Here is a 12,021-nt window from a genome sequence, read left to right on the forward strand (position 1 = left end):
CGTTTCTACCTGGATTACTTCTCTAAACTTTAAACTTTTATTAAAGCGCTAATTATACAAAACTCATTTTATATAAAAAATCGGAACGGTTTACGAGGCTAAATCCTAAAAACTCTTATAAATGAGTAAACAGTTTTCAGGTATTACTACCTAAAAACTGCATTACTACAAACTTTTATTTATTCTTCTAATCTAATGTCAAGTCCAAGACCTTTCAATTCATGCATCAATACATTGAATGATTCAGGTAATCCTGGCTCCGGCATAGATTCTCCTTTTACGATTGCTTCGTAAGTTTTAGCTCTACCAATTACATCATCAGACTTCACAGTCAAGATTTCTCTTAGTGTACTTGACGCTCCATAAGCCTCAAGTGCCCAAACTTCCATCTCTCCAAAACGTTGTCCACCAAATTGTGCTTTACCACCAAGAGGTTGTTGCGTAATTAATGAGTATGGCCCGATTGAACGTGCGTGCATCTTATCATCAACCATATGTCCTAATTTCAACATATAGATTACACCAACAGTTGCTGCTTGATGAAAACGCTCTCCAGTTCCACCATCATAAAGGTAAGTATGTCCAAAACGTGGTATTCCAGCTTCGTCAGTCAATTCATTGATTTGGTCTAGAGAAGCACCATCAAAGATTGGAGTAGCATATTTTCTACCCAAGTTTTGTCCAGCCCAACCAAGAACAGTTTCATAAATTTGACCAATGTTCATACGTGAAGGTACACCTAATGGGTTCAACACAATATCAACTGGCGTTCCGTCTTCAAGGAAAGGCATATCTTCATGACGAACGATACGAGCAACAATACCTTTGTTACCGTGACGTCCAGCCATTTTATCCCCAACTTTCAACTTACGTTTTTTGGCAATATATACTTTAGCTAATTTCAAAATTCCAGCTGGTAATTCATCCCCAACAGAAATTGTAAACTTCTCTCTTCTTAATGCGCCTTGTAAATCATTCAACTTAATTTTATAGTTATGAATTAATTCATTCACCATTTTATTAGTTGAGTCATCCGCAACCCATTGACCTTTGCTTAAGTGAGCAAAATCTTCAACAGCATAAAGCATTTTTTGAGTGTATTTTTTACCTTTTGGTAAAACTTCTTCACCCAAATCATTCATTACACCCTGAGATGTTTTCCCATTAACGATCAAGAAAAGTTTTTCTACTAACTTGTCTTTCAATTCAACAAACTTCACTTCGTATTCCATTTCAAGTGCTCCTAAAGCATCCTTGTCTTGTGTACGTTTGCGTTTGTCTTTTACTGCTCTTGCGAACAGTTTTTTGTCAAGAACTACACCATGTAAAGATGGAGATGCTTTTAACGAAGCATCTTTTACATCACCTGCTTTATCCCCGAAGATTGCACGAAGCAACTTCTCTTCTGGAGTAGGATCTGATTCCCCTTTTGGAGTAATTTTTCCAATAAGAATGTCACCAGGTTTAACCTCGGCTCCAATTCTAATCATACCATTTTCATCTAAGTCTTTAGTAGCTTCTTCAGAAACGTTCGGTATGTCATTTGTTAATTCTTCGTTCCCTAATTTAGTATCTCTAACTTCTAATGAATAATCATCAACGTGAATAGAGGTAAAAATATCGTCACGAACAACTTTTTCAGAAATAACAATCGCATCCTCAAAGTTATACCCTTTCCATGGCATAAACGCTACTTTTAGGTTACGACCTAAAGCTAGTTCACCATTTTGAGTTGCATATCCTTCAGATAATACTTGTCCAAGAACTACTCTATCCCCTTTTCTTACGATAGGTTTAAGGTTAATACTTGTCCCTTGATTGGTTTTTCTAAATTTAATTAGATTATATGTTTTCTCATCAGAATCAAAACTAACCATTCTTTCTTCTTCAGAACGATCGTATTTAATAGTAATGATATTTGCATCTACATATTCTATAACTCCGTCACCTTCTGCGTTAATTAAAACTCTAGAATCCGAAGCTACTTGACGCTCTAAACCAGTTCCAACGATTGGTGCTTCAGGACGTATTAATGGTACGGCTTGACGCATCATGTTAGATCCCATCAACGCTCTATTCGCATCATCATGTTCCAAGAAAGGAATTAAAGATGCAGAAATTGAAGCAATTTGATTTGGAGCTACATCCGCATAATCAACCTTTGTAGGGTCAATTACAGGGAAATCACCTTCTTGACGTGCAATTACGTTTTCAGCAAGAATTTTCCCAGAATCATCCATCGCAATATTTGCTTGAGATATCAACATTCCTTCTTCTTCTTCAGCGCTTAAGTAGATTGGTGTTGAAACTAAATCAACAACTCCATTAGTTACTTTACGGTAAGGTGTTTCAATGAAACCCATTCCGTTCACTTTAGCATAAACTCCAAGAGATGAAATCAAACCAATGTTTGGTCCCTCTGGTGTTTCAATTGGACATAAACGTCCGTAGTGCGTATAGTGAACATCACGCACCTCAAATCCAGCCCTTTCTCTTGAAAGTCCACCTGGTCCTAGCGCAGATAATCTTCTTTTGTGCGTTATCTCGGCAAGTGGATTCGTTTGATCCATAAACTGAGACAATTGGTTTGTTCCAAAGAAAGAGTTGATAACAGACGATAATGTTTTAGCATTAATCAAATCTATTGGTGTAAACACCTCGTTATCTCTAACGTTCATACGCTCTCTAATGGTTCTAGCCATACGTGCTAAACCAACACCGAATTGTTGAGACAATTGTTCTCCAACTGTTCTTACACGACGGTTCGATAAGTGATCAATATCATCAATATCTGCTTTCGCATTTATTAATTCGATCAAATATTTTACAATGGTAATAATATCTTCTTTGGTAAGCACTTGCTTTTCCATTGGGATATCAAGACCAAGTTTTTTATTCATTCTGTAACGACCTACCTCACCTAAGTTGTAACGTTGATCAGAGAAGAATAATTTATCAATAATACCACGAGCAGTTTCTTCATCAGGCGGTTCTGCGTTACGCAGTTGTCTGTAAATATGCTCAACAGCTTCTTTTTCAGAGTTTGTTGGATCTTTTTGTAACGTGTTATGGATGATAGCATAATCAGCTTGATTAGCATCTTCCTTATGTAACAAAATAGATTTAACGTTAGAATCAATGATTTCTTCAACATTATCTTTATCGATAATTGTATCTCTATCAAGGATTATTTCGTTACGTTCGATAGAAACTACTTCACCAGTATCTTCATCTACAAAATCTTCATGCCATGTATTTAAAACACGAGCAGCTAATTTTCTACCGATATATTTTTTAAGTCCTGTTTTAGAAACTTTAATTTCCTCAGCAAGGTCGAAAATTTCAAGGATATCCTTATCTCTTTCGAAACCAATTGCACGGAATAAAGTTGTAACAGGTAACTTTTTCTTTCTATCAATATAAGCGTACATTACGCTATTAATATCTGTAGAAAATTCTATCCAAGAACCTTTAAAAGGAATTACTCTGGCAGAATATAATTTTGTTCCATTAGCATGAAAAGACTGTCCAAAGAAAACCCCTGGAGATCTATGTAACTGAGAAACAACAACACGTTCAGCTCCGTTGATTACAAAGGTACCGCTTGGTGTCATGTAAGGAATTGTACCAAGATAAACATCTTGAACAATAGTTTCAAAATCTTCGTGCTCTGGATCTGTACAATACAATTTCAATCTTGCTTTTAAAGGCACACTATGTGTTAAACCTCTTTCAATACATTCTTGAATTGTGTAACGTGGTGGATCCACGAAGTAGTCAAGGAATTCCAATACAAAATTATTTCTTGTATCTGTAATTGGAAAATTTTCCATGAAGGTATTATAAAGTCCTTCATTGCCTCTTTCATCAGATTTAGTTTCTAATTGAAAAAAATCTTGAAAAGATTTAACCTGAACATCAAGAAAATCTGGATATGCAGGAATATTTTTTGTAGAGGCAAAATTCAATCTTTCGGTCTGATTTGTAATCATCAATGGACAAAATTTTGATTATAAAAGTAATTTTTAATGGTATAAATATTTCTAATTATACTTTAATTTTAACACCATTACATCTTTAAAAATCAATTTAAGATAACTACTTTCTTATTATCTGTCAATTTTTTTTCCTCGTAATGGGATAAAATGGGTTTGCTATCACAACTTATTATTCAATAAATAAGACAGACTTTTGATATACGAAAAATGGTTTAGGTCTTTGGATGTGTACCCAAGACCTAAACCTAATTCCTAAACTGTGTTTAACTATTTAAGCTCAACAACAGCTCCAGCTTCTTCTAAAGATTTTTTCAAAGCTTCAGCTTCATCTTTAGTTACACCTTCTTTAACGTTACTTGGAGCGCTATCAACTACATCTTTAGCTTCTTTCAAACCTAAACCTGTAAGTTCTTTTACCATTTTCACAACTGCTAATTTAGAAGCACCAGCTTCTTTCAATACAACTGTAAATTCTGTTTGTACTTCTTCAGCAGCACCTTCACCACCACCTGAAACTACTACAGCTGCAGCAGCTGGTTCGATTCCGTACTCATCTTTCAATATTGTTGCTAATTCGTTAACTTCTTTTACAGTTAAATTAACTAATTGTTCTGCGAATTGTTTCAAATCTGCCATTTTTTCTATCGTTTTAAAATGATTTGTAAAATTATATTTTGTTTATTGTGCGCATTGTAAATAATAAAAACCGAGCTTTACTCTTTTCTTATTATGCTTCTGTTTCAGCAACCTCTTCTTTAGCGAATTGGTTTTGAAGTGCAGAAATAACTCTTTGTGCTGGTGATTGAAGTAATCCAATAAGTTCACCAATAAGTTCTTCTTTAGATTTAATAGTCGCTAACGCTTCTAATTGATCATCTCCAATATAAACCTCAGCGTTAATATAAGCTCCTTTCAAAACTGGCTTAGCCGATTTTTTGCGGAAATCTTTTATTATTTTACCAGGCCCATTTGCTACCTCTGAAATGAATATAGCACTATTACCAGTCAATACTGACGGCAACTCACCATAATCATTAGCTGAAGCCTCCATTGCTTTTGCAAGCAACGTGTTCTTTATAACCTCTAATTTAATACCTGCTTTATAACAAGCTCTTCTCAACTTTGAAGTTGCATCTGCATTTAATCCAGAAATATCTGCTACGTAAACAATATTTGTACCAGCTAACTGTGCAGTTAAATCTTCAATCGCGATTGATTTTTCTTCTCTAGTCATACTAAAAATTATTAACTACCAATTATACTGCTTTTGGGTCTAATGCAATAGCAGGACTCATAGTGCTTGTAAGGTAGATACTTTTGATATACACACCTTTAGCAGCAGTTGGTTTAAGTTTGATTAATGTTTGAATAATTTCGTGTGCATTGTCAACAATTTGCTCAGCTCCAAAAGAAACTTTACCAATTCCTGCATGTACAATACCAGTTTTATCAACTTTGAAATCGATTTTACCAGCTTTAACCTCTGCAACAGCTTTTGCAACATCCATAGTTACAGTACCTGTTTTAGGGTTTGGCATTAAACCTCTAGGTCCTAAAATACGACCTAATGGACCTAATTTACCCATAACGCTTGGCATAGTGATGATTACATCAACATCCGTCCAACCGTCTTTAATTTTTTGTAAATACTCGTCAAGACCTACATAGTCTGCTCCAGCTTCTTTAGCTTCCGCTTCTTTGTCTGGAGTAACCAATGCTAATACTTTAACATCTTTACCAGTTCCATGAGGTAATGTTACCACACCTCTAACCATTTGATTCGCTTTTCTTGGATCTACACCCAAACGTACTGCGATATCAACAGACTCATCAAATTTTGCAGATGAAACAACTTTAATTAATGCCGCAGCATCTTTTAAAGAGTACATTCTGTTTTTGTCAATTTTTGAAGCAGCCTCTTTTTGCTTTTTTGTCAATTTTGCCATGTCTTTCTTTTAATTAAAAAGGAGCGTCTCCTGATACAGTTATACCCATAGATCTAGCTGTTCCAGCAACCATACTCATTGCAGACTCCATAGTGAATGCATTTAAGTCTGGCATTTTGTCTTCAGCAATAGCTCTAATTTGTTCCCAAGTAACACTAGCTACTTTTTTACGATTAGGCTCACCAGAACCAGATTTTAGCTTCGCAGCTTCCAATAATTGAACAGCTGCAGGCGGAGTTTTAACAACAAATTCGAATGATTTGTCTTTATACACAGTAATTTGTACTGGGCATATTTTGCCGGCTTTATCCTGAGTTCTAGCATTGAATTGCTTACAGAACTCCATGATGTTTACACCAGCAGCTCCTAAAGCAGGTCCAACCGGTGGCGATGGATTCGCAGCACCTCCCTTAACTTGTAGTTTAACTACTTTACTAATTTCTTTAGCCATTTTTTAAAAAATTTAACACTACAATCATTAGGAAGCGATTGTAATGGATATTATATGTAACAAAATATTATACTTTTTCAACTTGCATAAACCCTAATTCTAACGGCGTTTTTCTTCCGAAAATTTTCACCATTACTTCAAGTTTACGCTTCTCTTCATTAATTTTTTCAACTGTACCGTTGAAACCGTTGAAAGGCCCATCAATAACCTTAATAGTCTCACCTAAATTGAACGGTATAGAACGAGTATCTGCATTTACTGCCAACTCATCTACTTTACCTAGCATTCTATTTACTTCTGAAAGTCTTAATGGAACTGGCTCACCACCTTTAGTTTCACCTAAAAAACCAATAACACTAGTAATACCTTTTATAATATGAGGTATTTCACCAATCAGATTTGCTTCTATCATGACATAACCAGGAAAATAAACTTTATCCTTGATTAATTTCTTTCCATCTTTTACAGTTACTACTTTTTCCGTCGGAACTAAAACTTGAGAAACATAGTCGCCCATCTCTAACCTAGAGATTTCGTTTTCTATGTAAGCTTTCACTTTATTCTCTTGCCCACTTACCGCACGAACAACATACCACTTTTTTAGATTATTATCTGTCATCACAAAGATTAGGCTTTTATCCAATTAAAAAATCCAGCTAATGCTTTCGCAAAAAACTCATCTACTCCCCATGTTGCCAAAGCGAATAATACTGAGAAAATAGCAACAACAATCGTTAGACGTTGCACTTCAGGCCACTCTGGCCAAGTCATATTTGACTTTAATTCCTCAAATGATTCTGATATGTAATTAATTATTTTTGCCATTATGATATATTTTTTTGCACGGGCGGAGGGATTCGAACCCCCATCAACGGTTTTGGAGACCGCTATTCTACCCTTGAACTACGCCCGTTTGTGAAAAACCAGTAACAGCACAAAGCGTTACTGGTTTTGTAATTATTTATAGAATTATGCTACAATCTCAGTTACCTGACCTGCACCTACAGTTCTACCACCTTCACGGATAGCAAAACGTAATCCAACATTCATAGCGATTGGGCTTAACAAAGCAACATTGATTGTTAAGTTATCTCCTGGCATAACCATCTCTACACCTTCTGGTAAAGTAATAACACCTGTTACATCAGTTGTACGTACGTAGAACTGTGGACGGTAGTTATTATGGAATGGTGTATGACGACCACCTTCTTCTTTTTTCAAGATATAAACCTCAGCTTTAAAAGTAGCGTGTGGTTTAACTGATCCTGGCTTAATGATAACCATTCCTCTTTTGATAGATTCTTTATCAACACCACGTAACAATAAACCTACGTTATCTCCAGCTTCACCTCTATCAAGGATTTTACGGAACATCTCAACTCCTGTAATAGTAGAAGTCAATTTTTCAGCTCCCATACCAATGATTTCAACAGCATCTCCTGTATTAGCAATACCTGTTTCGATACGACCTGTAGCAACAGTTCCACGACCAGTAATTGTAAATACATCCTCAACTGGCATCAAGAAAGGTTTTTCAGTATCACGAATTGGCTCTTCAATCCAAGCATCAACCGCAGCCATCAATTCGATGATTTTTGGTACCCATGCTGGATCGTTATTCAATCCTCCTAAAGCAGAACCTTGAACAACTGGACAATTATCTCCGTCATATTCATAGAAAGACAATAAGTCTCTAATTTCCATTTCAACAAGTTCTAACAATTCCTCATCATCAACCATATCCACTTTATTCATGAATACAACCATTCTAGGAATACCAACTTGACGTCCTAAAAGGATATGCTCACGTGTTTGTGGCATTGGTCCGTCAGTTGCAGCTACAACAAGAATAGCACCATCCATTTGAGCAGCACCTGTAACCATGTTCTTTACGTAATCCGCGTGACCTGGACAGTCAACGTGAGCGTAATGACGATTAGCAGTTTCGTACTCAACGTGTGATGTATTAATTGTAATACCTCTTTCTTTTTCTTCTGGAGCATTATCAATTTGATCAAATGATTTTGCTTGACAGTAACCTGCATCAGATAACACTTTAGTTATCGCTGCAGTTAATGTAGTTTTTCCGTGATCCACGTGCCCAATTGTACCAATGTTTAAGTGGGGCTTGTTACGGTTAAAGGTTTCTTTTGCCATTTTACTTAATTTTTAATCTATTTATATATTTAATTTCAATCTCTTACTTACTTGAGCCAATGTCGGGAATTGAACCCGAGACCTCTTCCTTACCAAGGAAGCACTCTACCCCTGAGCTACACCGGCAGAGTTTTTTCCTTTTAGATTCAAGAATCTAAAATTGTGGGGAGAGCAGGATTCGAACCTGCGAAGTTTACACAGCAGATTTACAGTCTGCCCTCGTTGGCCGCTTGAGTATCTCCCCTCTTTTTTTATTTCATTTCAACTTATCAAAACCTCAGTTTCATTTTGAGCCGGCAGAGGGACTCGAACCCACGACCTGCTGATTACAAATCAGCTGCTCTAGCCAACTGAGCTACGCTGGCAAATTCAATAAAAAAGTCCGCTATTTCTAACGGACTGCAAATGTATAGATTTTATCTCTCAATCAAAACATTTTTTCAAAAAAATTTTCGATTAAATATATGTTCTTATTTTTTCTTTCCTTTTTACCAGCAATCTCTCCAAAGATTCAGCCGATAACTCAATAGCCTCCTCAAACGTCTTGCATTGTTTTTTTACCATAAAATCATCACCAGGGACATTCATCTTCACCTCAGCGACCTTATTTTCCTTATCACTTGTCTTTTCAACTTTTAAATAGACATCTGCAGAAACCACCTTATCGTAGTACTTCTCCAGCTTATCCATTCTCTCTTGAACATAACCTACTAATTTTCCGTCAACAGCAAAGTTAACTGCGTGAACATTTACCTTCATAATCAATTTTTTTAATGGTTAAACACTTTTTGAATCGTTACTTATTCCTCGGATGCGCCTCTTCATATACTTTCTTAAGCTCTGACAAACTACTATGCGTATAAACTTGTGTAGAAGCCAAACTGGAATGTCCTAACAATTCTTTCACTGAATTTAAATCAGCTCCGTTATTTAATAAATGAGTCGCAAATGTATGTCGTAAAATATGCGGACTTTTTTTTACCTTTTCGGAGACTGGACTAAAGTAAGAATTTATTAACCGATACACAAAGGAATCATTTAATTTTAACCCTTTTTTTGCAATAAAAAGACAATCAAAATCCTTAATGCTTTCTATACGAGATCTCTCATCAAGATACAAAGTAAGCTGCTCTGATATAATAGGCAAAATAGGCAGAATTCTTTCCTTATTTCTCTTACCAAGAACCTTTATTGTACTGTTAGCAAAACTAATATCGCTAATTTTCAAATGAATCAGTTCTGTTCGCCTAATTCCGGTCGTGTAAAACAAGTCTATTATTAACTTATTTCTAACCTCTTCAAAACCCACAGGACTATCCATACTCCTTAACACCTCCGACACTTCTTTCTCAGAAAACGGAATCTGGAGTACCTTAGCTGTTTTTAACGCCTTATGCTTTAGCAGCGGACTAATTTGTATTTGCTTTATCTTTAATAGAAACTTATAGAAAGCCTTTAAGGAAGCCATCTTTCTATTAACGGAAACATTCGACATACCCGCATCCACAAGTGATACGATCCAGTTTCTAATTTGACTGTAGTTTACCTGATCTATATCCTCTTGATCAAAATGAATGGCATTGAACGCCTGGAAGGTGATTATATCATTTAAATAAGCGCTTACGGTATGCGGAGAATACTTTTTCTCCTTTTGTAGATAATCCCGAAACGCATCTATAGTAGTCACCATATAAAATAAAAAAACCGTTAGCATCAAAGTTATAAAACTTTAATGACTAACGGCATTTATTGTAAAAAAGAAATTACTTAGTTTTCTAAGTTGTCTTTCATGTTTTGAATATAAGCTGCTTTCTGAACTTTAATTCTATTTTTTACAGAAGGCTTAATAAAAGCAGTACGTGCTCTTAACTGACGAACAGTTCCTGTTTTATCAAATTTTCTTTTATAGCGCTTTAATGCTCTATCTATATTTTCTCCGTCTTTAATTGGTATAATTAACATAATTTTGACACCCCCTTTCGTTAAGTGTGCAAAAGTAGTTATTATTTTGACTTATCAGGCATCAATCACTAATTTATTTTTGGTGTGCCGGCAAAACACTATTTATTTCCAAAATAAATCCTCGTTTGCCGTCAGGCTATCCGCTGCAATCTTTTACTCCGCAAGGCTTCATAAAAGGATTTCCACTGCTATCCTTCACACATAAAAAAAGAGCCAATAACTAAATTGACTCTTCATATTATTTTAAAAGCTCTTTTACTCCACCGCTGGCTTATAATTTTTATTATCAATTATCATTTTTGACAATATCTCCTTAAGAATTTCAGAAGTTCCGCCTCCTATTGGTCCTAAACGGCTGTCTCTTAATAAACGTGCTAAAGGATATTCTTCCATATAACCGTAACCTCCTAGCATTTGCAAACAACTATAGATTGTTTCATCAGCCACTTTTGTAGATTTCAATTTGGCCATAGTTGCCTCTTTCACTACATATTCACCTTTATCTAATCGCGCTACAGCAGCATAATTAAACACTTTACAATGCTCAACATCTGTTGCATGTTCTACTATTGTATGTCTCAATGCCTGGAACTTATCTATTGTTCTCCCAAAAGCCTCTCTTTGCGACATATATTCTATTGTATACTCAATTGCATACTCAGCTCTTGCATGAGCATTTATAGCCATAATCAAACGTTCTAAAGCAAAATGCTGCATAATATAAGGAAAACCTTTACCTTCTTCTCCCATTAAATTCTCTAAAGGAATTTCTACGTTATCAAATGCAATTTCCCCAGTATCTGAAGCTCTCCAACCTAGTTTGTCAAGTTTAACAGCAGAAACTCCTTTCAAGTTACTATCCATCAAAAACATACTTATCCCTTTATTTCCAAGCTCAGGACTAGTTTTTGCCGCAACTACATAATAATCTCCATAAACACCGTTTGTAATGAATGTTTTAGAACCATTAATAATATACTTATCTCCCTTTTTTACTGCAGTAGTACGCATTCCTGCAACATCACTACCTCCAAAAGGTTCTGTAATACACAAAGCACCTATTTTGTCACCAGAAATACTTGGAACTAAATAATCTTGCTTGATTCTTTCATCTCCTTCTGCGTTCAAATGCGTCATGGCTAAATAAGAATGTGCCCACATAGCAGCTGCAAAACCGGCTGATTTAATTTTTTGAAGTTCTTCTAAAAAAATAACGGTATAAAACAAATCTAAATTTAATCCTCCATAAACCTCTGGATACCTTATTCCGAAAAAGCCCATTTCTCCGAACTTTTTCCATATGAAACGCTCAATTTTACCCGTTTTCTCCCATTTTTCAATATGAGGCACAACTTCTTTTTGTAAAAAATCTTTTAAACTCTCTCTAAACGATTGATGTTCTTCTGTGAAATAACTTGAATTCATATAACTAATATTATTTTTAACAAATTGACGTGATTGAAATAAAAAGCAACAGCTTTATATTTCAGTTTTAAGTTTCTTTTAG

Annotated in this window: 12 protein-coding genes and 4 tRNA genes; all 16 read right to left on the bottom strand. The window is 35.4% G+C overall.

The window, feature by feature from the left end:
- Window positions 1–179 precede the first annotated feature (179 nt).
- The 16 genes from rpoB to AAC069_RS00845 all read right to left on the bottom strand — a co-directional run bounded on the left by rpoB (window position 180) and on the right by AAC069_RS00845 (window position 11,939).
- A complete protein-coding gene (gene rpoB, locus AAC069_RS00770) occupies window positions 180–3,992 on the bottom strand; it encodes a DNA-directed RNA polymerase subunit beta (protein ID WP_339918639.1) in 3,813 nt (1,270 codons plus the stop codon).
- 273 nt (window positions 3,993–4,265) lie between these two features.
- Window positions 4,266–4,634, bottom strand: coding sequence for a 50S ribosomal protein L7/L12 (gene rplL / locus AAC069_RS00775; protein ID WP_091084267.1), 369 nt, complete (start codon window positions 4,632–4,634; stop codon window positions 4,266–4,268).
- A 91-nt stretch (window positions 4,635–4,725) separates the two neighbouring features.
- Entirely contained in the window at window positions 4,726–5,232 is a 507-nt protein-coding gene (gene rplJ, locus AAC069_RS00780; RefSeq protein WP_339918640.1) for a 50S ribosomal protein L10, read from the bottom strand.
- Window positions 5,233–5,254: 22 nt separating this feature from the next.
- Window positions 5,255–5,944 (bottom strand): 50S ribosomal protein L1, encoded by a 690-nt coding sequence (rplA, locus tag AAC069_RS00785; protein ID WP_091084262.1) that lies wholly within the window; start codon window positions 5,942–5,944, stop codon window positions 5,255–5,257.
- Between the two features lie 13 nt (window positions 5,945–5,957).
- Window positions 5,958–6,395, bottom strand: coding sequence for a 50S ribosomal protein L11 (gene rplK / locus AAC069_RS00790; RefSeq protein ID WP_091084259.1), 438 nt, complete (start codon window positions 6,393–6,395; stop codon window positions 5,958–5,960).
- A 67-nt stretch (window positions 6,396–6,462) separates the two neighbouring features.
- The gene (gene nusG / locus AAC069_RS00795; protein ID WP_074722024.1) at window positions 6,463–7,014 is read right to left on the bottom strand and encodes a transcription termination/antitermination protein NusG; all 552 of its coding nucleotides are present in this window, start codon (window positions 7,012–7,014) and stop codon (window positions 6,463–6,465) included.
- Between the two features lie 8 nt (window positions 7,015–7,022).
- Window positions 7,023–7,220 carry a preprotein translocase subunit SecE gene (gene secE, locus AAC069_RS00800; protein WP_074722026.1) on the bottom strand — a complete coding sequence of 66 codons (198 nt, stop codon included), beginning with the start codon at window positions 7,218–7,220 and terminating at the stop codon, window positions 7,023–7,025.
- Window positions 7,221–7,237: 17 nt separating this feature from the next.
- Window positions 7,238–7,308, bottom strand: a tRNA-Trp gene (locus AAC069_RS00805).
- Window positions 7,309–7,364: 56 nt separating this feature from the next.
- Window positions 7,365–8,552, bottom strand: a complete 1,188-nt coding sequence (gene tuf / locus AAC069_RS00810; RefSeq protein ID WP_091084256.1) for an elongation factor Tu — start codon at window positions 8,550–8,552, stop codon at window positions 7,365–7,367.
- Window positions 8,553–8,606: 54 nt separating this feature from the next.
- Window positions 8,607–8,678: transfer RNA gene (locus tag AAC069_RS00815), tRNA-Thr, on the bottom strand.
- 37 nt (window positions 8,679–8,715) lie between these two features.
- A tRNA-Tyr gene (locus AAC069_RS00820) sits at window positions 8,716–8,796 on the bottom strand.
- Between the two features lie 47 nt (window positions 8,797–8,843).
- Window positions 8,844–8,917, bottom strand: a tRNA-Thr gene (locus AAC069_RS00825).
- Window positions 8,918–9,008: 91 nt separating this feature from the next.
- A complete protein-coding gene (raiA, locus tag AAC069_RS00830; protein ID WP_091084255.1) occupies window positions 9,009–9,311 on the bottom strand; it encodes a ribosome-associated translation inhibitor RaiA in 303 nt (100 codons plus the stop codon).
- A 37-nt stretch (window positions 9,312–9,348) separates the two neighbouring features.
- Window positions 9,349–10,242 carry a tyrosine-type recombinase/integrase gene (locus AAC069_RS00835; protein ID WP_339919012.1) on the bottom strand — a complete coding sequence of 298 codons (894 nt, stop codon included), beginning with the start codon at window positions 10,240–10,242 and terminating at the stop codon, window positions 9,349–9,351.
- A gap of 77 nt (window positions 10,243–10,319) precedes the next feature.
- The gene (rpsU, locus tag AAC069_RS00840; protein ID WP_007137807.1) at window positions 10,320–10,514 is read right to left on the bottom strand and encodes a 30S ribosomal protein S21; all 195 of its coding nucleotides are present in this window, start codon (window positions 10,512–10,514) and stop codon (window positions 10,320–10,322) included.
- A 255-nt stretch (window positions 10,515–10,769) separates the two neighbouring features.
- On the bottom strand, window positions 10,770–11,939 hold the full coding sequence (locus tag AAC069_RS00845) for an acyl-CoA dehydrogenase family protein (RefSeq protein ID WP_339918641.1): 1,170 nt from the start codon (window positions 11,937–11,939) through the stop codon (window positions 10,770–10,772).
- Window positions 11,940–12,021: the final 82 nt, after the last annotated feature.

It is taken from the genome of uncultured Flavobacterium sp. (genome assembly GCF_963974175.1).
Classification (GTDB): Bacteria; Bacteroidota; Bacteroidia; order Flavobacteriales; family Flavobacteriaceae; genus Flavobacterium.

Excerpts from the sequence above, each read along its gene's own strand:
- rpoB (WP_339918639.1), bottom strand. The coding sequence starts at position 3,992 with ATGATTACAAATCAGACCGAAAGATTGAATTTTGCCTCTACAAAAAAT.
- rplL (WP_091084267.1), bottom strand. The coding sequence starts at position 4,634 with ATGGCAGATTTGAAACAATTCGCAGAACAATTAGTTAATTTAACTGTA.
- rplJ (WP_339918640.1), bottom strand. The coding sequence starts at position 5,232 with ATGACTAGAGAAGAAAAATCAATCGCGATTGAAGATTTAACTGCACAG.
- rplA (WP_091084262.1), bottom strand. The coding sequence starts at position 5,944 with ATGGCAAAATTGACAAAAAAGCAAAAAGAGGCTGCTTCAAAAATTGAC.
- rplK (WP_091084259.1), bottom strand. The coding sequence starts at position 6,395 with ATGGCTAAAGAAATTAGTAAAGTAGTTAAACTACAAGTTAAGGGAGGT.
- nusG (WP_074722024.1), bottom strand. The coding sequence starts at position 7,014 with ATGACAGATAATAATCTAAAAAAGTGGTATGTTGTTCGTGCGGTAAGT.
- secE (WP_074722026.1), bottom strand. The coding sequence starts at position 7,220 with ATGGCAAAAATAATTAATTACATATCAGAATCATTTGAGGAATTAAAG.
- tuf (WP_091084256.1), bottom strand. The coding sequence starts at position 8,552 with ATGGCAAAAGAAACCTTTAACCGTAACAAGCCCCACTTAAACATTGGT.
- raiA (WP_091084255.1), bottom strand. The coding sequence starts at position 9,311 with ATGAAGGTAAATGTTCACGCAGTTAACTTTGCTGTTGACGGAAAATTA.
- AAC069_RS00835 (WP_339919012.1), bottom strand. The coding sequence starts at position 10,242 with ATGGTGACTACTATAGATGCGTTTCGGGATTATCTACAAAAGGAGAAA.
- rpsU (WP_007137807.1), bottom strand. The coding sequence starts at position 10,514 with ATGTTAATTATACCAATTAAAGACGGAGAAAATATAGATAGAGCATTA.
- AAC069_RS00845 (WP_339918641.1), bottom strand. The coding sequence starts at position 11,939 with ATGAATTCAAGTTATTTCACAGAAGAACATCAATCGTTTAGAGAGAGT.